Origin of the sequence: Enterobacteriaceae endosymbiont of Donacia vulgaris (assembly GCF_012568445.1) — a bacterium.
Taxonomy (GTDB): domain Bacteria; phylum Pseudomonadota; class Gammaproteobacteria; order Enterobacterales; family Enterobacteriaceae.
Genome location: NZ_CP046190.1, coordinates 319,041 through 343,995 on the forward strand (window position 1 = coordinate 319,041; position 24,955 = coordinate 343,995).

The 24,955-nt window shown below is 23.8% G+C and carries 23 protein-coding genes and 1 other RNA gene; 6 read left to right on the plus strand and 18 right to left on the minus strand.

Annotation, left to right across the window (positions count from 1 at the left end):
* Positions 1-119: 119 nt before the first annotated feature.
* The 18 genes from rpoC to ung all read right to left on the minus strand — a co-directional run bounded on the left by rpoC (position 120) and on the right by ung (position 20,358).
* Positions 120-4,325: a DNA-directed RNA polymerase subunit beta' gene (gene rpoC, locus GJU01_RS01575; protein WP_168868096.1), complete on the minus strand. Its 4,206-nt coding sequence runs from the start codon at positions 4,323-4,325 to the stop codon at positions 120-122.
* Between the two features lie 50 nt (positions 4,326-4,375).
* A complete protein-coding gene (rpoB, locus tag GJU01_RS01580; RefSeq protein WP_168868097.1) occupies positions 4,376-8,392 on the minus strand; it encodes a DNA-directed RNA polymerase subunit beta in 4,017 nt (1,338 codons plus the stop codon).
* Positions 8,393-8,497: 105 nt separating this feature from the next.
* Complete coding sequence (gene rplL, locus GJU01_RS01585; protein ID WP_168868098.1) at positions 8,498-8,863, minus strand: 50S ribosomal protein L7/L12; 366 nt, start codon at positions 8,861-8,863, stop codon at positions 8,498-8,500.
* Between the two features lie 47 nt (positions 8,864-8,910).
* Positions 8,911-9,399 (minus strand): 50S ribosomal protein L10, encoded by a 489-nt coding sequence (gene rplJ / locus GJU01_RS01590; RefSeq protein WP_168868099.1) that lies wholly within the window; start codon positions 9,397-9,399, stop codon positions 8,911-8,913.
* 77 nt (positions 9,400-9,476) lie between these two features.
* Entirely contained in the window at positions 9,477-10,178 is a 702-nt protein-coding gene (rplA, locus tag GJU01_RS01595) for a 50S ribosomal protein L1 (protein ID WP_168868100.1), read from the minus strand.
* Between the two features lie 3 nt (positions 10,179-10,181).
* Positions 10,182-10,610 (minus strand): 50S ribosomal protein L11, encoded by a 429-nt coding sequence (rplK, locus tag GJU01_RS01600; protein ID WP_168868101.1) that lies wholly within the window; start codon positions 10,608-10,610, stop codon positions 10,182-10,184.
* Between the two features lie 24 nt (positions 10,611-10,634).
* The gene (gene nusG / locus GJU01_RS01605) at positions 10,635-11,180 is read right to left on the minus strand and encodes a transcription termination/antitermination protein NusG (protein WP_168868102.1); all 546 of its coding nucleotides are present in this window, start codon (positions 11,178-11,180) and stop codon (positions 10,635-10,637) included.
* Positions 11,181-11,182: 2 nt separating this feature from the next.
* Positions 11,183-11,569 (minus strand): preprotein translocase subunit SecE, encoded by a 387-nt coding sequence (gene secE, locus GJU01_RS01610; protein ID WP_168868103.1) that lies wholly within the window; start codon positions 11,567-11,569, stop codon positions 11,183-11,185.
* A gap of 141 nt (positions 11,570-11,710) precedes the next feature.
* A complete protein-coding gene (gene tuf / locus GJU01_RS01615) occupies positions 11,711-12,895 on the minus strand; it encodes an elongation factor Tu (RefSeq protein ID WP_168868104.1) in 1,185 nt (394 codons plus the stop codon).
* Between the two features lie 51 nt (positions 12,896-12,946).
* A complete protein-coding gene (fusA, locus tag GJU01_RS01620; RefSeq protein WP_168868105.1) occupies positions 12,947-15,064 on the minus strand; it encodes an elongation factor G in 2,118 nt (705 codons plus the stop codon).
* Between the two features lie 176 nt (positions 15,065-15,240).
* Positions 15,241-15,711, minus strand: a complete 471-nt coding sequence (rpsG, locus tag GJU01_RS01625; RefSeq protein WP_168868106.1) for a 30S ribosomal protein S7 — start codon at positions 15,709-15,711, stop codon at positions 15,241-15,243.
* 65 nt (positions 15,712-15,776) lie between these two features.
* A complete protein-coding gene (rpsL, locus tag GJU01_RS01630) occupies positions 15,777-16,148 on the minus strand; it encodes a 30S ribosomal protein S12 (protein ID WP_168868107.1) in 372 nt (123 codons plus the stop codon).
* A 54-nt stretch (positions 16,149-16,202) separates the two neighbouring features.
* Positions 16,203-16,502, minus strand: coding sequence for a sulfurtransferase complex subunit TusB (gene tusB, locus GJU01_RS01635; protein ID WP_168868108.1), 300 nt, complete (start codon positions 16,500-16,502; stop codon positions 16,203-16,205).
* 19 nt (positions 16,503-16,521) lie between these two features.
* Positions 16,522-16,878, minus strand: coding sequence for a sulfurtransferase complex subunit TusC (gene tusC, locus GJU01_RS01640; protein WP_168868109.1), 357 nt, complete (start codon positions 16,876-16,878; stop codon positions 16,522-16,524).
* A complete protein-coding gene (gene tusD / locus GJU01_RS01645) occupies positions 16,878-17,288 on the minus strand; it encodes a sulfurtransferase complex subunit TusD (RefSeq protein ID WP_168868110.1) in 411 nt (136 codons plus the stop codon). The genes tusC and tusD overlap by 1 nt, the downstream gene beginning before the upstream one ends.
* A gap of 79 nt (positions 17,289-17,367) precedes the next feature.
* Positions 17,368-18,216 carry an FKBP-type peptidyl-prolyl cis-trans isomerase gene (gene fkpA, locus GJU01_RS01650; protein WP_168868111.1) on the minus strand — a complete coding sequence of 283 codons (849 nt, stop codon included), beginning with the start codon at positions 18,214-18,216 and terminating at the stop codon, positions 17,368-17,370.
* A 148-nt stretch (positions 18,217-18,364) separates the two neighbouring features.
* Positions 18,365-19,483, minus strand: a complete 1,119-nt coding sequence (gene asd, locus GJU01_RS01655) for an aspartate-semialdehyde dehydrogenase (RefSeq protein WP_168868112.1) — start codon at positions 19,481-19,483, stop codon at positions 18,365-18,367.
* A gap of 188 nt (positions 19,484-19,671) precedes the next feature.
* Positions 19,672-20,358, minus strand: coding sequence for a uracil-DNA glycosylase (gene ung, locus GJU01_RS01660; protein ID WP_168868113.1), 687 nt, complete (start codon positions 20,356-20,358; stop codon positions 19,672-19,674).
* Positions 20,359-20,498: 140 nt separating this feature from the next.
* Here ung and rpsF point away from each other — a divergent pair, with 140 nt between their 5' ends.
* The 6 genes from rpsF to htpG all read left to right on the plus strand — a co-directional run bounded on the left by rpsF (position 20,499) and on the right by htpG (position 24,921).
* Positions 20,499-20,864, plus strand: a complete 366-nt coding sequence (gene rpsF, locus GJU01_RS01665; RefSeq protein WP_168868114.1) for a 30S ribosomal protein S6 — start codon at positions 20,499-20,501, stop codon at positions 20,862-20,864.
* A 49-nt stretch (positions 20,865-20,913) separates the two neighbouring features.
* Entirely contained in the window at positions 20,914-21,141 is a 228-nt protein-coding gene (gene rpsR / locus GJU01_RS01670) for a 30S ribosomal protein S18 (protein ID WP_168868115.1), read from the plus strand.
* A gap of 58 nt (positions 21,142-21,199) precedes the next feature.
* On the plus strand, positions 21,200-21,652 hold the full coding sequence (gene rplI, locus GJU01_RS01675; RefSeq protein WP_168868116.1) for a 50S ribosomal protein L9: 453 nt from the start codon (positions 21,200-21,202) through the stop codon (positions 21,650-21,652).
* A 74-nt stretch (positions 21,653-21,726) separates the two neighbouring features.
* An RNA gene (ffs, locus tag GJU01_RS01680) (signal recognition particle sRNA small type) lies at positions 21,727-21,820 on the plus strand.
* Between the two features lie 38 nt (positions 21,821-21,858).
* A complete protein-coding gene (dnaX, locus tag GJU01_RS01685) occupies positions 21,859-22,962 on the plus strand; it encodes a DNA polymerase III subunit gamma/tau (protein ID WP_168868117.1) in 1,104 nt (367 codons plus the stop codon).
* 75 nt (positions 22,963-23,037) lie between these two features.
* Positions 23,038-24,921 (plus strand): molecular chaperone HtpG, encoded by a 1,884-nt coding sequence (gene htpG / locus GJU01_RS01690; protein ID WP_168868118.1) that lies wholly within the window; start codon positions 23,038-23,040, stop codon positions 24,919-24,921.
* Positions 24,922-24,955 lie beyond the last annotated feature (34 nt).

Here is a 24,955-nt window from a genome sequence, read left to right on the forward strand (position 1 = left end):
ACATTTCTTAAAAATATCAATTAAGTTTTCTAATAATATTTAAAAAAATATATTCAAACTTTTTGTAATATTTTTGTTAATTTAAACGTCGAAATAAATTTCTTTAAAATATATCATTTTTAATTAGCATTTAATAATTCAGTTAAATTAGCAGCAGCAGAATCTGCTGAAGAAATATTGTTTGTTTTTTTATCAATATTCTTTTTATTGATACGATTTGTATGATAAGAATATCCAGTTCCTGCAGGAATTAATCTACCTACAATTACATTTTCTTTTAATCCTTTTAATTTATCATTTTTCCCTGCTACAGATGATTCTGTTAAAACTCTTGTAGTTTCTTGAAAAGAAGCAGCTGAAATAAAAGAAGAAGTTGCTAAAGATGCTTTAGTAATACCTAATAAATCACGATTATATAATGCTATATTTTTCCCTTGATTTTTTAATTTTTTATTTTCCATAATAATTTTTGAAACTTCTACTTGTTCCCCTTCTAAAAAACTAGAATCTCCCATTTTGATTATAGTAGCTTTCCGTAACATTTGCCGTATAATTACTTCTATATGTTTATCATTAATTTTTACTCCTTGTAATCGATAAACATCTTGTACTTCATTGATTATATAATTAGTAACAGCATTTACACCTCTTAATCTTAAAATATCATGTGGAGATTCTGGACCATCTGAAATAATATCTCCTTTGTTAATTATTTCACCTTCAAAAATATTTAATTGTCTCCATTTAGGAATCATTTCTTCATATGGTTCTATATCTGAATTCATCGGCGTAATTATTATTCTTCTTTTTCCTTTTGTTTCTTTACCAAATGAAATAACACCACTAATTTCTGCTAAAATAGCAGAATCTTTAGGTTTTCTTGCTTCAAATAAATCTGCTACTCTTGGAAGTCCTCCGGTAATATCTTTAGTTCCTCCAGATTCTTGAGGAACTTTTGCTAACACATCACCAATGTTAATTATACTTCCATCTTGTAAATGAATTATAGATTTATTAGGTAAAAAATAATGTGCCGGCATATCTGTACCAGGTATAATTATATCTTCATTATTTTTATTTAAAATTTTAATCATAGGTCTAAGATCTCTTCCTAATGAAGGTCTTTCTGAAGTATCCAAGACAACTATAGATACTAATCCTGTTAAATCATCAGTTTGTTTTATAATAGTTTGGCCTTCTAACATATTAATAAATTTTATTTTACCACTAACTTCAGTAATAATTGGCATACTATGAGGATCCCAATATGAAACTATTTCACCAGCAATAATATGAGATCCATTCTTTTTAGTTATGATTGCTCCATATGGTATTTTATAACTTTCTATAATTTTATTTAAGTGATCAATTACTTTTAATTCAGCATTTCTAGAAATTACTACTAATTTATTAGTTGTATTTATAACTGATTTTGTATTTATTAATTTAATAATACCATTATCTTTTACTTGTATACTAGATTCTGCAGCAGATCTTGATGCAGCTCCTCCAATATGGAATGTTCTCATAGTTAATTGCGTTCCAGGCTCACCTATAGATTGAGCCGCAATAACACCTATTGCTTCTCCTTTATTTATAATATGTCCTCTAGCTAAATCACGACCATAACAATACGCGCATACTCCAAAAGAAGTTTCACAACTAACAACAGATCTTACTTTAATATTATCAATTGAATTTTTTTCTAAAATATCACAATGTTTTTCATTTAATAATGTATTATTACTAATTAAAATTGTTTTACCATCTGTTTTAACCACATCTTCTGCTGTTACTCTACCTAAAACCCTTACTCTTAATGATTCTTTTATATCTCCTCCTGTAATAATAGAAGAAATTCTTATTCCACCTAAAGTATGACAATCTTTTTCTGTTATAACTAAATCTTGTGCTACATCTACTAACCTTCTTGTTAAATATCCAGAGTTAGCTGTTTTTAAAGCAGTATCTGCTAATCCTTTTCTAGCTCCATGAGTAGATATAAAATATTGTAAAACATTTAAACCCTCTCTAAAATTAGCAATAATTGGCGTTTCAATAATAGATCCATCAGGTTTTGCCATCAAACCTCTCATACCTGCTAATTGTCTAATTTGTGCAGCAGAACCTCTAGCACCAGAATCTGCCATCATAAAAATATTATTAAAAGAACTTTGTTTAATTAAATTACCTTTTTTATCAATGATTTGTTCTACTGATAAGTTTTTCATCATAGCCTTAGCAATTTTTTCATTTGCAGCAGCCCAAATATCAATAACTTTATTATATCTTTCACCAGAAGTAACAAGACCAGATTGAAATTGTTCTTGAATTTCATTAACTTCTAGTTTTGCTTCATTAATAATTTCAGTTTTATTTTTCGGAATTACTATATCATCGATACCAACAGAAGAACCTGATTTAGTAGCATATTTAAATCCAGTATACATAATTTGATCGGCAAAAATTACTGTATCTTTTAATCCTAAAATTCTATAACATATATTAAGAATATTAGAAATATCTTTTTTCCCTAGGGTTTTATTTATCATATGGTATGGTATACCTTTAGGAACTTGATTCCAAAAAATAGCTCTACCAATTGTAGTATCAACAAGAATATGATTTTTAATCCATTTATTGGTTAATAAATTTTTTGTATATTCTTTAATTTTAACTTTAACACGAGAATGTAAATCTACTTGTCCTGAATTATATGCACGTTCTACTTCTTTTGGTCCTGTTAATATCATTCCTTCACCATATGCATTAATTTTGTCTTTAGTCATATAATATATTCCTAATACTACATCTTGTGATGGAACAATAATAGGTTCTCCATTTGCTGGCGATAAAATATTATTAGTAGACATCATTAAAATTCTTGCTTCTAATTGAGCTTCTAATGTTAAGGGAATATGAACAGCCATTTGATCACCATCAAAATCAGCATTATAAGCTGCACATACTAAAGGATGTAATTGTATTGCTTTACCTTCAATTAAAATAGGTTCAAAAGCTTGTATTCCTAATCTATGTAGAGTAGGTGCTCTATTTAACAAAACAGGATGTTCTTTAATTACGTCATCGAGTATATCCCATACTATCGGATCTTCTTTTTCTACCATTTTTTTTGCAGCTTTAATCGTATTAGCAAAACCTTTAATTTCTAATTTACCATATATAAATGGTTTAAATAATTCTAATGCCATTTTTTTAGGTAAACCACATTGGTGTAAACGTAAATAAGGACCTACTGTTATAACAGATCTTCCTGAATAATCAACTCTTTTACCTAATAAATTTTGTCTAAATCTTCCTTGTTTACCTTTAATCATATCTGCTAATGATTTTAAAGGACGTTTATTAGAACCTGTAATAGCTTTACCTCTTCTACCATTATCTAATAATGCATCAACAGCTTCTTGTAACATTCTTTTTTCATTTTTTACAATAATATCAGGAGCAGATAATTCTAGTAAACGTTTTAATCTGTTATTACGATTAATAACACGACGATACAGATCATTTAAATCTGATGTTGCAAATCTACCTCCATCTAAAGGAACTAAAGGTCTTAAATCAGGAGGTAATACAGGTAATACATTCATGATCATCCATTCTGGTTTATTACCTGAAATTATAAAAGATTCTAATAATTTAATTCTTTTAGCTATTTTTTTTCTTTTAGTTTCTGAATTTGTATTATATAATTCATGACGTAATAATTTACATTCTTGTTTCAAATTAATATTTTTTAATAAATATTGTATAGCTTCAGCTCCGATTTTAGCTTCAAATTCATTTCCAAATTCTTCTAATAAATCTAAATATTGTTCTTCAGATAAAATTTGTTTTTTTTTTAATGAGGACATACCTTCTTTAATAACAACATAAGATTCAAAATATAATACTTTTTCTATATCTCTTAAAGGCATATTAAGTAATAAACCTATTCTAGAAGGTAAAGATTTTAAAAACCATATATGAGCAATCGGAGATGCTAATTCAATATGTCCCATTCTATCTCGTCTAACTTTAGTTTGTGTAACTTCAACTCCACATTTTTCACAAACAACACCCCTATGTTTTAACCGTTTATATTTACCACATAAACATTCATAATCTTTAATAGGGCCAAAAATACGAGCACAAAATAAACCATCTCTTTCTGGTTTAAAAGTACGGTAATTAATTGTTTCAGGTTTTTTAACTTCCCCAAAAGACCAAGATTTTATCATATCAGAAGAAGCTAGAGAAAGTTTTATTGAATCAAATTCTTCTATTTTTTTTTGTGATTTTAAAAAATTAAATAAATCTTTCACAAATTTATTACCTCAATTATATTAACTAACAAAATTTTAATATAAAATTATTATTCTGTATTTTCTAAACTGATATTTATACCTAATGAACGTATTTCTTTAAGTAAGACATTAAAAGATTCTGGAATACCAGCTTCCATTTGATGATTCCCATCAACAATATTTTTATACATTTTAGTTCTACCATTTACATCATCAGATTTAATTGTTAACATTTCTTGTAAAGTATATGCTGCTCCGTATGCTTCTAACGCCCAAACTTCCATTTCTCCAAATCTTTGCCCACCAAATTGAGCTTTTCCACCTAATGGTTGTTGTGTTACAAGACTATATGAACCTGTAGATCTAGCATGCATTTTATCATCTACTAAATGATTTAATTTTAACATATACATATATCCGACAGTAACTGGTCTTTCAAAAGCTTCTCCTGTACGTCCATCATATAATTTAATTTGTCCAGAAATTGGTAAACCGGATAGTTTTAATAATTCTTTTATTTCTTGTTCCTGAGCACCATCAAAAACAGGAGTAGCAATAGGCATTCCTTTTTTTAAATTTTTTGCTAATGTAATTATTTCGTTATCAGTAAAATTATCTAAATCTATTTTTTGTCGTATATTATTACCAATGTTATATGCTTTTTGAAGAAAATTACGTATTTTATCTATTCTTATTTTTTCTTTTAATAAAATATTAATTTTATTTCCAATGCCTTTGGCAGCCATACCTAAATGAGTTTCTAATATTTGTCCTATATTCATTCTAGATGGCACCCCTAATGGATTTAAAATAATATCAATTGGAACACCATTTTTATCATAAGGCATATCTTCGACAGGACAAATTTTTGAAATTACTCCCTTATTACCATGTCTTCCTGCCATTTTATCACCTGATTGTATTTGTCTTTTTACAGCTAAATTTACTTTAATAATTTTTAAAATTCCAGGTGCTAAATCATTTCCTTGCATAATTTTATTTTTTTGTAATTTAATTTTTTTTTCAAAAATATTTTTTATTTCTTTATATTGTTTAATTAAATTATCTAATTGAGAATTTTTTAATTTTTTTTGTAATAATATAATAAAGTTTATATCACAAATTTTTATATTTTCTTTTTTAAGAAAATTATTTTTTAATAAAAAGTTTTGTATAGTTAATAATATATTTTGTTCAAAAATTTTTTGTTCAGCAAATAAATCTTCTTTTACCTGTTTTAATTGCATTTCTTCTATTTCTATAGTTCTTTTATCTTTTTTTACACCTTCTCTTGTAAAAATTTGTACATCAATAACAGTTCCATATACACCATTTGGTACACGTAAAGAAGTATCTTTTACATCAGAAGCTTTTTCTCCAAAAATAGCACGTAATAGTTTTTCTTCTGGTGATAATTGTGTTTCTCCTTTAGGAGTTACCTTTCCTACAAGGATATCTCCATTTTTTACTTCAGCACCAACATATACAATACCAGATTCATCTAATTTAGATAAAGAAGATTCACTTACATTTGGTATGTCAGACGTAATTTCTTCTTGACCTAACTTAGTATCACGAGATATACAAGATAATTCTTGTATATGTATAGTTGTAAATTTATCTTCTTGAACAATTTTTTCTGATAATAAAATAGAATCTTCAAAATTATAACCATTCCATGGCATGAAAGCAACTCTCATGTTTTGACCTAATGCTAATTCTCCTAAATCTGTAGCAGGACCATCTGCTAATACATCTCCTTTTTTTACTAATTCTCCTAAATTTACAGATGGAATTTGATTAATGCATGTATTTTGATTTGATCTTATATATTTTTCTAAATAATATATGTCTATATCATTTTTAATATTATTATTCTTTCTTTTTATTATAATACGAGAAGCATCAACGTATTGTACAATTCCTGAATTTTTTGCAATTACAGTAACCCCTGAATCTACTGCTACAATTCTTTCCATTCCAGTCCCTACTAAAGGTTTTTCTGTTTTTAATGTAGGGACAGCTTGTCTCTGCATATTTGCTCCCATTAAAGCACGATTAGCATCATCATGCTCTAAAAAAGGAATTAAAGAAGCACCTATAGAAACAATTTGTTGTGTAGAAACATCCATATAATGTACTTGTTCTTTTTTAAATAAACCTGATTCACCTTTATAACGACATGTAATAAATTTATCAACAATATATTTTTTTTTATCTATATTAGTATTAGCTTGCGCAATAATAAAATTACCCTCTTCTATTGAAGATAAATATTTAATGTTGTCAGTAACAAATCCATTTTTTACTAATCTATATGGTGATTCTAAAAATCCATATTGATTTGTCCTAGCATATACTGATAAAGAATTTATTAAACCTATATTTGGACCTTCTGGTGTTTCAATAGGACATATTCTACCATAATGCGTAGGATGTACATCTCTAACTTCAAAACCAGCTCTTTCTCTAGTCAATCCCCCAGGCCCTAAAGCAGAAATACGACGTTTATGTGTAATTTCTGATAATGGATTATTTTGATCCATAAATTGCGATAATTGACTAGAACAAAAAAATTCTTTTAAAGCTGCAGAAATTGGTTTCGCATTAATCATATCTTGAGGTAATATAGTTTCTATATCTCCTAAAGATAATCTTTCTCTAACTGCTCTTTCAACACGGATTAAACCTATACGAAATTGATTTTCAGCCATTTCTCCAATTGAACGAATTCTTCTATTTCCTAAATGATCAATATCATCAATATCTCCAGTACCATTACGGATATTAATTAATTTTTTAATAACATCGACAATATCTTCTTTACTTAAAATTCCAGAACCAGAAATAGATTTTCTAGACAATGAACGATTAAATTTCATTCTGCCTACAGGAGATAAATCATAACGATCTTCCATAAAAAATAATTTTTTAAATAAAATTTCTGCAGCTTCTTTTGTAGGTGGTTCTCCAGGACGCATCATTCTATAAATTTCAACTAAAGCATCTAAACGTGTAGTTGTATTATCTATTTTTAATGTTTCAGAAATATAATTACCATGATCTAAATCATTAGTAAAAATAGTTTTAATAATATTATTATGCTTAAAAATTTGATTAATTATCTCTAGAGATAAAGGAGAATTTGCAGAAATAATTATTTCTCCTGTTATTGGATTAACATAATCTTTGATAACTCTTTTTCCTATCATATATTCTATAGGAATATTTATACATTTTAGATTATTTTTTTTAAGTTGATTAATATGACGTATTGTAATTCTTTTACCTTTTTCGACATAAATAATATTATTAGCTTTAATATCAAAAAATGCTGTTTCCCCTCTTAGTCTATCTGGGATTAATAACATTTCTATTTGATTATTTTTTATTTCATAAATATCTTTTTCAAAAAAGAGATCTAATATTTCTTCTATATCATAATTTAAAGCACGTAAAATAACTGTAACTGGTAATTTTCTTCTTCTATCTATACGTACAAAAATATTATCTTTAGGATCAAATTCAAAATCTAACCAAGAACCTCTATAAGGAATAATACGAGCATTATATAATATTTTCCCTGAAGAATGTGTTTTACCTTTATCACTATCAAAAAAAACACCTGGACTTCTATGTAACTGTGAAACAACAACACGTTCAATACCATTCACTATAAAAGTACCATTTTTAGTCATTAATGGTATTTCTCCCATATATACTTCTTGTTCCCGTATATTTTTAATGGATAATTCAGGTTTTTCTTTATCATAAATAACTAATCGTAATATTACTTTTATAGGAGCAGAATAAGTCATACCTCGTGTATGACATTCTTTAACACTAAAAAGTGATTTTTCTAAACGATAATCGACATATTCTAATTTGGCATGACCACTATAACTAGTTATAGGAAATATACTCTTAAATGCAGCTTCTAAGCCATATTGTCCTGTAAGATCTTTTTTTATAAATTTTTTAAATGAATCAATTTGAATAGATAATAAATATGGAATATTTAAAACTTGAGGTCTTTTTCCAAAATCTTTACGAATACGTTTTTTTTCAGTTTGAGAATAAACCATATGGTTCCTCAGTTATCTGATCAATTAAACAATTTAATTCAATTAATATTTATATTATTAAATATTATTTTATATAAATAAATTTTTATTTAAATTTTTAAAAAATTATTTAATTTCTATTTCTGCTCCAGAAATTTTTAATTTAGATTCTAAATCTAATGCTTCTGTTTTATTAATAGATTCTTTTAATATTACAGGAGCAGATTCAACTAAATCTTTAGCTTCTTTTAATCCTAACCCCATTATACTTCTAACGGCTTTAATAACAGAAATTTTATTTTTTCCTATACTTTTTAAATATATATTAAATTCTGTTTGTTCTTCTTTCTCTTCTTTTTCTTGATTACTATTTCTTTCATTTATTATACTAGAAACACCAAATTTTTTTTCTATAGAACTGATTAATTCCATTAAATCCATAATTGACATAGATTCTATAGCTTTTATAATTTGTTCTTTAGTTATTGACATAATAATACTTTCCTAAAAATAATAATATTTTTTAAAATAAAATAAATTTATTTGATATTCTTAATTGCAAGTAAAATTCTAATAAATTTTCCTATAGAAATATCTTTTATAATTACTATAAAACGTGTTATAGCTTCTTTATATGTAGGTAAGTCGGCTAAAAGATTAATTTTTTCACTATTTATGATTTTATTATCAAATGCTGCTGCTTTAATTTTAAAATTTTCATTTAATTTACTGAATTCATTAAATAAACGAGCAGCTGCTCCAGGATGTTTAAGTGAATATGCAATTAATATAGGACCCTTTATTAACGGTTCTAGACATTGAAAATTACTATTTTTAATAATTAATTTTAATAATTTATTTCTTACAATACTTATAATAATATCATTTTTCCTACTTTTTTTCCTTAATTCATTTAAATTATTACTATTAACACCACAGAAATCAGCAATAACAGCTGATAAAGCATGTTTATTTATTTTACTTATTTTTGCAATAATCATTTTTTTTTTTGTGATATTTAATGACATTCTAAAAGGATTGCACTCCTATTTTTTTAGTAAAAATTATGATTGTAATATAAAAGAAATTTTTGTAAAGTGAAATATTAATTTATTAAATTCATACAATCTTTTGTAATTTCTATAGAGATCCCCATAGTTGAGGATATGTATATTTTTTTTATATAATTACCCTTTAATTTTGTTGGTTTATATTTTTTTAAACTTTTTAATAAAGTTTGTAAATTTTCTTTAATTTTATTATTTTCAAAATTAATTTTTCCTATACTAGCATGAATAATACCGTTTTTATCATTACGAAAATTAATTTGTCCATTACGTATTTTTTTTACTGTTTCAGCTATGTTATTTGTTATTGTTCCTAATTTAGGATTAGGCATTAGTCCTTTAGGGCCTAAAATAGGTCCTAATTTACTAACAATATCCATTGCTTCTGGCGTAGAGATCACTACATCAATTTTTTTTTCACCATTAGTAATTTTTGTTGATAAATCATTCATTCCAATTAATTCTATTCCTAATTCTTTTGCTGTAATTGCTTCTCTACCACTAGCAAAAACTGCAAATTTTACTTGTTTACCAATACCATGAGGTAAACAAACACTCCCTCTAACATTTTGTTCGGTTTTTTTTGTGTTTATACCCAAATTAATAGCAATATCAATACTTTCAATAAATTTTATTTTACTTAAATTTTTTAAATTATTGATAGCATTTTCAATAGAGAATTGTTTTTTTAAATTTATATTTTTTGATATATAATCCATACGTTTTGTTAATTTTCCCATTATTTAATCCTCAATAATTAATCCCATAGAACGCGCGGTTCCTTTTATAGAAGACATCATAGATTTAATATTTATTCCATTCATATCAGTATATTTAATTTCCGCAATTTTACGAATTTGATCTTGTGTAATTACACCAATTTTTTCTATTTTTGGTTTATTTGATCCTTTTTTAATTCCAAGTATTTTTTTAATTATTGCAGATACTGGAGGAGTTTTAGTAATAAATGTAAAAGTTTTATCAATATAAATTGTAATTACTACTGGTATAGGCATTCCTTTTTCTAAATTACTAGTTTTTGAATTAAAAATTTTACAAAAATTCATAATATTAACACCATGTTGTCCTAATGCAGGACCAATAGGTGGGCTAGGATTAGCACTACCAGCAGGTACTTGTAATTTTACATATGTTTTAATTTTTTTTGCCATAAATATATCTCAGTTAATTAATATTTATCCTTTTTCTACTTGTCGAAAATCTAAATCTACAGGGGTAGATCTTCCAAAAATAGATACAGAAACTTTTAATCTACTTTTTTCATAATCTACTTCTTCTACTGTTCCATTAAAATCAGAAAATGGACCATCTTTTACTCTAATTATTTCTCCTGGATCAAATATTGTTTTGGGTCTAGGTTTATCTCCAATTTTTTGTAAGCGATTAATAATTATATTTACTTCTTTATCACTAATAGGTAAAGGATTATCAGATTTACCACCAATAAAACCTAAAACTTTAGGTACACTACGTACTAAATGCCAACTTAATTCTTTCATAATCATATGGATTAATATATATCCTGGAAAAAATTTTCGATCACTTTTATATTTTTGACCTCCACGTATTTCAACTACAGCTTCAGTAGGAATTAAAATTTTACCAAAATAATTATCCATATTATGAATTTTTATATATTCTTTTAATGATTGAGCAACACGATGTTCAAAACCAGAACGAGCTTGAATAACATACCATTTTTTTTTTAAAGATTTATTCATTATTATAACCTCGTTCCAGTTAAAAATGATATTAAATAAATTAAAAAATTATCTAATACACAAAAAATAATAGAAATGATTGTAATAATTAATATTATTATTAATGTTGTATTCCAAGTATCTTTATAAGAAGGCCATATAACTTTACGAGCTTCTATACGCGCATAATATATAAAAGAAAATAATTTTTTACCTTTTTTTGTACAGGAAATAATAAATATTATTAATGTTAATATTAAAAAAAATAAAATTAAACGAATAAACAAATCTATATTTCGATAATTATAATTTAATATTAAAATAATAACTAATAAAATTGTACTAATAAACCATTTTACAAGATCTGTAATATATTTATTTATGTTTTTTTTAAATTCTACAATATTCATTGTATATAACCACAAGCAACCAATATAAAATATATATATAAATTATAAAGAAATTTTACTAATAATTTATTAAATATTTTAATATTTTAAACAAAAGAATCAAAGGGAGTATTTTCCCTTATCTTCTTTTATATGTATTATTTATTGTAAAACTTTAGTAACTACTCCAGCACCGACTGTACGGCCACCTTCACGAATAGCAAAACGTAAACCATTAGTCATTGCTATAGGATAAATTAATGTAACAATCATATTAATATTATCTCCAGGCATAACCATTTCAATATTTGAGGATAATTCTATAGTTCCTGTTACATCTGTAGTTCTAAAATAGAATTGAGGACGATATCCTTTAAAAAAAGCTGTATGTCTACCACCTTCATCTTTAGATAAAATATAAACTTCTGCTTCAAATTTAATATGTGGTGTGATGGACCCTGGTTTAGCTAAAACTTGTCCTCTTTCGATATCTTCTCTTTTAATTCCTCTAAGAAGTATACCTACATTTTCACCTGCACGTCCTTCATCTAATAATTTACGAAACATTTCTACTCCAGTACAAATAGATTTTATAGTATTTCTAATACCTATAATTTCTACTTCTTCACCTACTTTTATAATACCTCTTTCTACTCTTCCTGTTACAACTGTTCCTCTACCTGAAATTGAAAAAACATCTTCTATTGGTAATAAAAAAGGTTTGTCAATGGCTCTTATAGGATTAGGTATATAAGTATCTAAAGAATTTGCTAATTCAATAATTTTTTCTTCCCATTTTTTATCACCTTCAAGTGCTTTTAAAGCTGATCCTTGAATAATAGGAGTCGTATCTCCAGGAAAGTTATATTGTGTTAATAAATCCCGTACTTCCATCTCTACTAATTCTAATAATTCTTCATCATCAACCATATCACATTTGTTTAGAAAAACTATAATATAGGGTACACCTACCTGTCTTGCTAATAAAATATGTTCTCTAGTTTGTGGCATAGGACCATCTGTTGCGGCAACAACTAATATAGCACCGTCCATTTGTGCGGCTCCAGTAATCATATTTTTTACATAATCAGCATGTCCTGGACAATCCACATGAGCGTAATGTCGTTTTTTAGTATCATATTCAACATGAGAAGTATTTATTGTTATACCTCTTGCTTTTTCTTCCGGAGCATTATCAATTTGATCAAATGCTTTTGCTGAACCACCATATTTTTTAGATAAAACAGTAGTTATTGCTGCTGTTAAAGTAGTTTTTCCATGATCAACATGTCCTATAGTACCCACATTAATATGTGGTTTAGAACGTTCAAATTTTTTTTTAGACACAGATTAATATCCTTCTAAATAAATTAATATATATATAATTTTATTCAAATTTTATGATTTAGATCTAGATTCAATAATTATTTTTGCAATACTATTAGGTGCTTTAACATATTTTAAAAATTCCATAGTATATGATGCTCTTCCTTGGCTATAAGAACGTAAGTCAGTAGCATAACCAAACATTTCTGATAAAGGGACACAAGCACGTATAGTTTTCCCAGTAGGAATATTATTCATACCTTCTATAATTCCTCTTCTACGATTTAAATCTCCAATAACATCTCCCATATATTCTTCAGGAGTTTCAACTTCTACTTGCATTATAGGTTCAAGTAAAATTGGATTAGCTTTTTTAAATGCATTTTTAAATGCAATAGCTGCAGCTAATTTAAAAGCTAATTCAGAAGAATCAACATCATGATAAGAACCATAATGAAGTCTGACTGAAATATTTACCACAGGATAACTTGCCATAGGGCCAGATTTTAATTGTTCTTGAATACTTTTATCTATTGCTGAAATATATTCACTAGGTATTACACCACCTTTTATATCATTAGTAAATAAATAACCTATATTATTTTTTGGTGATTTTAATGGAGCAATATCTATTACTACATGACCATATTGTCCTCTTCCTCCAGTTTGTTTAATATATTTTCCTTCTATGTTAGTGATACTATTTTGTATAGTTTCCCTATAAGAAACTTGTGGTTTCCCAATATTTGCTGATACATTAAATTCTCTTTTCATTCTATCAACAATTATTTCTAAATGTAATTCACCCATACCAGCAATAATAGTTTGGTTAGTTTCTTCATTTGTCCAACTCTTTAATGAAGGGTCTTCTTTAATAAGACGATTTAAAGCTAAACCCATTTTTTCTTGATCTATTTTAGTTTTAGGTTCTATTGCAATAGAAATAACAGGTTCTGGAAATTCCATAGTTTCCAAAATAATACATTTATTAATATCACATAATGTATCTCCTGTTGTTACATTTTTTAATCCAATAGCTGCAGCAATATCTCCTGCATATACTTTTTTTATTTCTTCTCTTTTATTAGCATGCATTTGAACAATTCTACCAATACGTTCTTTTTGTTTTTTTATAGGATTATATATAATTTCTCCATTACTAATAGTTCCTGAATATACTCTAAAAAAAGTTAAATTTCCCACAAAAGGATCATTAGCAATTTTAAAAGCTAGAGCGGAAAATGGTTCTTTATCATTAGTATTACGGATTACTAAAGTTTTTTTTTTATTATTAGATATTCCTTGAATTGGAGGAATATCTGTAGGTGATGGTAAATAATCAATTATAGCATCTAGTAATGCTTGTACTCCTTTATTTTTAAAAGCTGAACCGCATGTTATTAAAGTAATTTCATTATTTAAAACTCTTTTTCTTAAAGAAAATTTAATTTCCTCTATAGAAATTTTATTTCCGTTTAAATATTTTTCTAATAATATTTCATTAGATTCAACGGCAGTTTCTATTAATTTTTGATTCCAAAATTTTGCTTCTTTTTCCATATTTAAAGGTATATTTGTAAAATTACAATTTATACCTTGATCTTGTTCATTCCAATTTAAAGCTTTCATTTTTATTAAATCAATTATACCAGTAAATTTTTGTTCAGAACCAATAGGTAATTGTAATGGTACAGCTTCTGTTAATAAATTATTTTCTATTTGCTGAATTACTTTTTTAAAATTTGCGCCCATTCTATCCATTTTATTGATAAAAGCAATTCTGGGTACTTTATATTTATTAGCCTGTCTCCAGACTGTTTCTGATTGAGGTTGTACACCTCCTACAGCACAATAAATCATAACTACACCATCTAATACTCTCATAGAACGTTCAACTTCAATTGTAAAATCTACATGTCCTGGGGTATCAATAATATTAATTCTATGTGATTTATATTGATTGAACATCCCAGACCAAAAAGTTGTAGTAGCAGCTGAAGTAATTGTAATACCTCTTTCTTGTTCTTGTGCCATCCAATCCATTGTAGCTGCACCATCATGGACTTCTCCTATTTTATGATTTACTCCTGTATAAAATAAAATTCTTTCTGTTGTAGTTGTTTTTCCTGCATCAATATGTGCGCTAATACCAATATTACGATATCTTGTTATAGGAGTTTTACGACTCATATATTTATTCCTCTATTCTATTATATAAAAAATTTAAAATTATATTAATATTATTTTTAATAAAATATTAAATTTTAAATATTAAATATTGATTTAGCTACGCATATTTTATTGATTAATTGATTCATTATATTTTTAAATTTAAATTATTTAAATTTTTTTTTTAAACTAATATATTACCAACGATAATGAGCAAATGCTTTATTAGCTTCTGCCATTTTATGTATTTCTTCTCGTTTTTTAACTGCATTTCCTTTATTTTCTAAAGCATCTAATAACTCATTAGTTAATTTTACAACCATAGATTTTTCATGTCTTTTCCTTGCAGCATTAACTAACCAACGCATAGCTAAAGTATTTCTTCTTATTGGTCTAATTTCAACAGGAACTTGATACGTTGAACCACCCACTCTTCTTGATTTTACTTCTACTATAGGTTTCACATTTTCTAATACATTTAAAAAAATATCTATTTCTTTTTTACCTATTTTTTTTTTTATTATATTTAATGCAGAATAAACAATAGATTCTGCAATAGATTTTTTACCATTCATCATAAGTATATTAATAAATTTAGCTAATAAATCTGATTCAAATTGAGAATCTGGTAATATTTTTCTTTGACTAATTATGCGTCGACGAGGCATGGATATTGACTCCATTTTGTAATAAAACTTAAATAAACATAAATAAAAAATAATATTTAATAATATTATTTAGGTTTTTTTGTTCCATATTTTGATCTACCTTGTTTACGATCTTTTACTCCAGTACAATCTAAAGCACCTCTAACAGTATGATATCTAACACCAGGTAAATCTTTTACTCTACCTCCTCTTATTAAAATTACAGAATGTTCCTGTAAATTATGTCCTTCTCCTGAAATATAAGAAGTCACTTCAAAACCATTTGTTAATCTTACTCTACATACTTTTCGTAAGGCAGAATTTGGTTTTTTAGGAGTTGTTGTATATACTTTAGTACATACACCTCTTTTTTGCGGAGAAGCATTTAAAGCAGGTACATTTGTTTTAATTGTTTTTCGTTTTCTATATTTTCTAACTAATTGATTAATTGTTGCCATATTATTTCCTAAATTTAAAATATTAAATTTATTTTTAAATATTTTTTAAAAAAATTACCAAATTATTTGTTTTTTGTTTTTTATTATTAAATTAACAAATTTTATATAATTTATGCGTATAATTTTTTTTGAAATATTTAAATTTAAGCCTCTAGCCAATATATCATCATTTATTGCAAAGATTAATATTTTAATTTTTTGTTGTTTTTTAATAATTTTTTTCATAAATACACTATTTTTTAATCCAGCTAATATTCCATCTTGAATTAATAATAAATTATCATTTTTATTTAAAATATTTAATAGTGAAGAAAAATTACAAGATGTTGGCGAACTAAATAAGGTATATAACATATAAAAATATTTTATTTAATTAAAAGTTAAGAATGATATTATAATTATCAATTTTTTTTTTCCATATTAATGGATTTATAATTTTCACTGGTATAATCCAGTTATTTTTTTTTATTCCTAATGTTTTTAACGATTTTGAACAAACAAAATAGTTTTTAATATTACATAATTGTAAAATACTAAAACTGATATTATAATTTTTTAATAAAAATGTTTCTGGTTCTTGTTGTTTTAGTATTTGTAAAATACCATCTCCTATAAAAAATAAAGCTATATCCTCAGTTAATGAGGATATAGATATTACGGCATCAAGTCCTTCTTTACCAATACTATTTCCATAAGGAGATTTTGAAAATATAAATGCTATTTTATTCATTAAAATTGAACTAAACGATCACAAGTTAATATAGATTTTGTAAATGTACTTAATGTAGTTATTTTAAAATTCGTATCAATAACATTATTAATTCTTTTGTTAAAATTAATAAAATTATTTTTATAAAAACTATTTTTTCCTTCTAAAATTAAACCTCTTTTCTTAGCTGAGGTAATACATAAATATAAATTGATATGATGTTCTATACTTAATTTTTTCCAAGAATCAATTAAATTAAATTCATCATTATCAAATTTAATATTTTTATTAGCATTACAGACTCCATTTCGATAAAAAAAAATATCTTTTATTATATTTTTTGTTTGTATTACTGCCTTAGAAAATAAATATGCAGAATAAGAATTCTGATTCGTATATGGAGCTTCTGTAACTAATATTACAAAAATCATATTATTTAAAATCCAAAAAAATATTTCTCATATTAATTTAATATAATTTTACTTATAGTGTATATTATTTTAAATATATTTATTTAGATATTGTATCTCTAATGTCTACAAGTTCAATTTCAAATATTAAGGTAGAATTAGTTGGTATACCAGAAATAATTTCTGAGCCATAAGCTAATTTTGGAGGTATAACTAATGTAATTTTACCACCTTTTTTAATATATTTTAAACCTTCTTTCCATCCATCAATTGCTTGTTGTAAAATCATGAATAAAGGTTTATTTGGTTCTGTACTATCAAATTCAGTTCCATCAATTAAGTTTCCTGTGTATTTAACAACAATAATTTGATTATTACTTGTAATTTTTTTACCAGAACCTATTTTATTAATTTTATATACTAATCCACTTTTACTTTTTTTAACATTTTTTCTTTTTAAAAATTTTTTAATATATTTTTGACCTATTTTAAGATTTATTTTTGATTCATCTTGAGTATCATCTGGTGTACTAATGCTTTTTAAATTTGTATCAAATAATTGTAAAACTCTATCAATTTCATCATCAGAAAGTTTATATTGTCCATCTAAAGAATCAGATACACCTTGAAGAATTAATTTTCTACTTAATACTATTTTTAGTATTTTTTGTATTTGATATGAATGTGTTAAATGTCTGCCTATTAAAGCACCTAAAGCATATGAAATTTTATCATTATCATCTTTAAAAAAGATTTCTTCTTTTTTCTTTTTTATATTTTGTTTTTTTTTTTGATTTTTTATTTTTTTTTTAATAATGTTTTTAGATTTATTATTATTATTCCACCAAGATACATTATTTAATGTAAATGCATTTGTAGTAGATATATTTAATCCAATACTTAAAAGCAATATAAGAAATATTGATACTTTTTTAGTAAAAAATTTCATTTTTTCTCCAAAATTTTTTAGTAAGATTAAAATTGTAATATATTATAATATATATATATAAAATAAGATGATTTATTATCTTATTTTATATAAATATTACTTTTAATAAAACAAAAAAACAAGCTAAAATGTTAATTTTTATAAAAAATTAAATTAATAATTTTAACATTCTTCTTAGTGGTTCTGATGCACCCCAAAGTAACTGATCACCTACTGAAAAAATTGAAAAACAGTTTTTATCTATGTTTAATTTTTTTATTCTACCTACAAATACATCTAGTTTACCATTAATATAAGATGGAGTAAGATAATTAATAGTGTCATTAAAATTATTTGATATAATTTTGACCCATTTATTATGAGAATTAATAATATAATGAATATTATCTATAGATAAATTTTTATTTAATTTTATCGTAAAAGATTGACTATGCGAACGTAGAGTAGCAACTCTAACACATAATCCATCAATTGGAATTATTTTTTTTGTATTTAAAATCTTATTAGTTTCAAATTGTCCTTTCCATTCTTCTTTTGTTTGTCCACTATTGTTAATTTTTTTATCTATCCATGGAATTACATTATTAATTAGAGGAATATGAAAATAATTTTTAGGAAAATTAGAAGAATACATTTGTTTTGAAATTTCTTTTTCTATATTGAGAATATTATTATTGAAAGAATTATTTTTCATTAAATCAGTTGTATTTTTAGATATATATTGCATTTGTAAAATAAGTTCTTTCATAAACTTTGCACCAGCTCCTGATGCAGCTTGATATGTCGAAACAGAAATCCAATTAATTAAATTATTTTTAAATAAACCACCTAAAGCCATTAACATTAAACTAACAGTACAATTTCCTCCTACAAAAGTTTTTATCCCCATATTTAATTTTTGTTTTATATATTCTAAATTAATAGGATCTAAAACAATAACAGCATCTTCTAATGTTCTTAAATTAGATGCCGCATCTATCCAGTAACCATTCCAACCCATTTGACGTAATTTAAAATACGTTTTATTTGTATATTCACTTCCTTGACAAGTTACGATTATATCTAATTCAAATAATTTTTCAAAATCATAAGCATTTTCTAATTTAACATTTTTATATTTTTTATTAAAATTAGTGATGTATTTCCCATATTGAGAAGTAGTAAAAAAAGTAGCATTGATACAATCAAAATCTTTTTTTTTTAACATTCTATTTATAAGAACTGATCCTACCATTCCTCTCCATCCAATAAAACCAACATTTTTCATTATTACCTCTTATAAAATTATATTTTTTATTTAATTTATTACATAAATGTTATATATATATTTTTTTATATTAAAAAATTAAAAATAATAAAATATTTAAGTAAATATTTTTGATAATTTATTAAAATTATTAAAAAAAATAAACATTTAAAATATCTATAATAATTTTTTCTAAAATTATATGTTTTTTAAAATGGCATTATTTTATTTATATTCCAATTAATTGGTTTTTTTTTTTGTAAAATTAAATATTTATTAGTTTTAGAAAAATGTTTACAAAAATAAAATCCTTTATAAAAGGAAAAAGGAGATGGATGTGATGTAGTTAAAACTAAATTTTTTGATGTTATAAAATTTATTTTTCTTTTTGCATATGATCCCCATAATAAAAAAACAACATTATTATAATTAAAATTAATTATTTTTATTACATTATTTGTAAAAATTTCCCAACCAATATTTGTATGAGATTTAGGTTTTCCTTGTTCTACAGTTAAAATAGAATTTAATAACATTACTCCTTCATTAACCCAATTAATTAAATATCCGTGATTAGGAATAATGAAGTCAGGTATATCTAATTTAAGAGCTTTATAAATATTTTTTAATGTAGGAGGAATAGTTACATTTGGCATCACTGAAAAAGCAAAACCATTAGCTTGATTAATACCATAATAAGGATCTTGCCCAATAATTACTACTTTTAAATTATTAAAATTTATTTTTTTAAAAATATTAAAAATATATTTTTTTTTAGGATAAATGATTTTATTATTATTAATATCTGTATTAATTTTATTAATTAATTTTAAAAAATAACTTTTTTTCGTTTCTTGTTGAAAAAAATTTTTCCAGATAAAATTTTTATTTTGCATAGTAATATTTAATTTGTAAAAATATAAATTTATGTAATTCAAAAAAAATATTATATAATATTTTTATAAAAAATAAATTTTTTATATTTTAATTTTTGTTTTTAATATTTTATTAAAAATAAAATCTTAAGGAGCATCAAATGTACTACTATGAAATAGTTTTAATGATTAATCCAAATCAAAGTGATCAAATAAATAACATTATTAAATATTATAAAAAATTTATTTTAAAAAATGATGGTTGTATTTCCAGATTTGAAGACTGGGGGAGAAGACAATTATCTTATCCTATACTTAGATTACATAAAGCACATTATATATTAATGAATATTACTTTAAATAATATTAATATAATAAAAGATCTTGAAAAAAGTTTAAGAATTAATGAATATATTATTAGATATCTAATAATTAAAACAAAAACAGAAAGAAAGAATATATCTTGTATTTTAAAATCAAGAGATGAATTTCAAGAAAAACGTCATGATGTTATAAAAACAATATAATATAAATTTCTATAAATAAATTTACTTAATAAACATTTAGAGGTCATTAATGGTACGTTATTTTCGTCGTCGTAAATTTTGTCGTTTTACAGCAGAAGGAATTAAAGAAATTGATTATAAAGATATCTATATTTTAAAAAATTTTATCACTGAAAGTGGTAAAATTGTACCAAGTAGAATTACTGGAACTAAAGCAAAATATCAACGTCAATTGGCTAAAGCTATAAAATTAGCAAGATATTTATCTTTAATATCTTATACTGATCATCATAAATAAATTTATAAAATTATTATTTTGTTTTAATTAAAGTATAAATGATAAAGAGTACTAAATAATGAAAATAATTTTATTAGATTCTATTTTAGGTTTAGGTAAAAAATCTCAAATTATAAATGTTAAACCAGGATATGCACGTAACTTTTTAATACCTAAAAATAAAGGTATTATTGCTACAAAAAATAATATTAATTTTTTAAAAAAACAAATTTTAGAAAAAAAATCTAAATTATTAAATATTTTAAATATAGCAAAAATAAAATTAAAAAAATTTAATTATATAGATAAAATAATAATTAAAGCTAAATCAGGAAAAAATGGAAAATTATTTGGATCAATTGGTAAAACTGATATTATAAAAAAATTAAAAGAAATAGGATTTAATATTATAAAAAAAGAAATAAAATTACCTAAAGGAAGTTTAAAAACAATAGGAGAACATAATATTCTTTTTCAATTTCACGAAAAAGTTTCAGTTAAAAAAATAATTTATATAATAAATGATAAATAATAAATTTTATTTAATTTAAAATTAAATTATTGACTAATTAATAATTTTTTATGTATAATCACTACATATGGAACATGATTATTTCAAACAATATTATTTTACAAAATCAGTCAGGTCTGGAAAGAAGCAGCTGTAGTAAATGTAATATGTGTGAAAAATAGTCATGTTTCGTTAAATTAATCTTTTTTAAGATATGTGTCAAAATAATGAATTCTCACGTTTTAGCCATTAAATGGCGTCCCCGATCTTTTGATGATGTTATTGGACAAAATCATATAATACAAGCTATTAAATATAGTTTATCTAAAAAAAAAATCCATCCTGCTTGGATTTTATCTGGTAGTAGAGGAGTTGGGAAAACAACAATAGCACGTATTTTTGCAATGGGTTTAAGTTGTTTACAAGGTATAACACAAAATCCCTGTGGATTATGTGAGAATTGTATTTCTATTCAAAATAGTTCTTTTTTAGACTTAATTGAATTAGATTCTGCGTCTAAAACAAAAGTAGAAGATATTAGGGAAATTCTAGAAATTATTTATTATCCTCCTGTAAAAGGGAGATACAAAATATATATTTTTGATGAATTTCACATGTTATCAAAACATAGTTTTAATGCTTTACTAAAGATATTAGAAGAACCTCCAGAATATGTTAAATTTATATTTGCAACAACAGAATTACAAAAAATACCATTAACTATTATATCTAGATGTATGCAATTTAATTTAAAATTAATAGAAAAAAATATTATTTTTAATCAATTAAAAAAAATTTTAAATAAAGAAAAAATTATATATAATGAAAAAGCATTAGATATTTTATCTAATCTATCATATGGTAGCATGCGTGATGCATTAAGTTTAACAGATCAATTAATTTCTATGGGTTCATTAACTGTAGATAATGTGTATTTAATGTTAGGATTAGTAAAAAAAAAATATTTGTTTTTACTAATATCTAATTTTAAAACAAAACAAAATAGCTTTATATTTAATTTAATTAATAAAATTTCTATGTTGAATGTTAATTGGGATAATATTATTACAGAAATAATGATATTATTACATAATTTTTTAAAAATTAAAATTTTAAATTATAATTCTAATGATTTTTTTAAAAATTCAAATTTTGAAAAAAATATAATAATATTTTATAAAAAAATATTTAATGATTTTACAGAAAATGAATTAAAATTTCTATATAAATTTTTTAATACAGGCAAAAAAAATTTATATTTAGCACCCAATCCTAAAATAGGTTTTGAAATGATTATATTAGAAATATTAATATATTTTAATAAATATTAATTATATTTAAAATGTAAAAATAAATATTAATTTAAAATTATTTAAATATTTTATATAAAAAAGGAAAAATTATTTATGCAAAAAAAAGAAATTAAAAGTTTTCAATCTGAAGTTAAACAATTATTACATTTAATGATTCATTCACTTTATTCAAATAAAGAAATTTTTTTAAGAGAATTAATTTCTAATGCTTCTGATGCTGTTGATAAATTAAAATTTAAAACTTTATCTAATCCTGATTTATATGAAAATAATTCAGTATTAAAAGTACAAATTTCTATCGATAAAGAAAAAAGATTAATTATTATTAATGATAATGGAATTGGGATGTCTCGTAAAGAAGTAATTGAAAATTTAGGGACAATTGCTAAATCTGGTACTAAAGATTTTATAAAATCTTTAAATTTATCTACAGATAAAAAATCAGAAATTAATTCACAATTAATAGGTCAATTTGGAGTAGGATTTTATTCTGCATTTATAGTTGCTGATAAAGTATCTGTAAAAACTAGATTAGCAGGTTCTCCTTTAAATGAGGGAGTATTTTGGGAATCTACAGGAGAAGGAAATTATTCTATAGTTAATATTAACAAAAAATTAAGAGGAACTACAATAATATTACATATACGTCCTAAATATGATGAGTTTTTAGATACTTGGCGTATAAAAACAATAATTAATAAATATTCAGAACATATAGATTTACCAATAGAAATAGAGATGTATAATGATAAAGAAAAAAAATATTATTGGGAACAAGTTAATAAAGCACAAGCACTTTGGTTACGTAATAAATCAGAAATTAGTGTAAAAGAGTATAAAGAATTTTATAAGCAATTAACATATGATAATATTGATCCAATAATTTGGAGTCATAATCATGTAGAAGGAAAACAAGAATATATTAGCTTATTATATATTCCTTCAAATATTCCATGGGATATACGTAATAGAGATTATAAAAATGGATTAAAATTATATGTACAAAGAGTTTTTATTATGGAAGATGCAGAACAATTATTACCTAAATATTTAAGATTTATAAGAGGTTTAGTTGATTCTAATGATTTACCTTTAAATATTTCAAGAGAAATTTTACAAAAAAATAATATTATTCGTAATATGAAAATCACATTAACAAAAAAAGTTCTTAATATGTTAATGAATCTTAGTAAGAATCAAAATGATTATAATAATTTCTGGAAAAAATTTGGTCTAGTGTTTAAAGAAGGTCCTGCAGAAGACATAAATAATAAAAATATTATTATAAAATTATTACGTTTTTCTTCAACACATAATAATAACGCAGAACAAAATGTATCTTTAGAAGAATATTCAAAAAGAATGATAAAGGGACAAAATAAAATATATTTTTTAACATCAGATAATTATATTTCTGCAAAAAATAGTCCTCATTTAGAATTTTTTTCTAAAAAAGGTATTGAAGTTTTATTATTAATAGATCATATTGATGAATGGATGATGAGTTATATTACAGAGTTTGAAGGTAAAAATTTTCAATCTATTAGTAAACAAGATGATTCATTGGATGAATTTATTAAAAATAAAGATAATATTATAAACAATGAAACAAAAGAAGAATTTAAACCTTTTTTACAAAGAATACAAAAAATATTAGCAAATAAAATAAAAAAAGTAAAATTAACCAATAGATTAATTAATACACCTGCTATTGTTACCACAGATTTAAATGAAATGAGTACTCAAATGGCAAAATTATTTGCTGCAGCAGGACAAGAAACTCCAGAAATAAAATATAATTTTGAATTAAATCCAAATCATATTTTGATAAAAAAAATCTTAAAAATAAAAGATGAAAAATATTTTTCTGAATTTATTTTTTTATTATTAGAAGAAGCAATTTTGGCAGAAAAAGGTACTTTAGATAATCCACATAAATTTATTAATCGTATAAATACTTTTTTATCTAAAATATAAATATTTAGATAAGATAATTATTAAGATAATTATC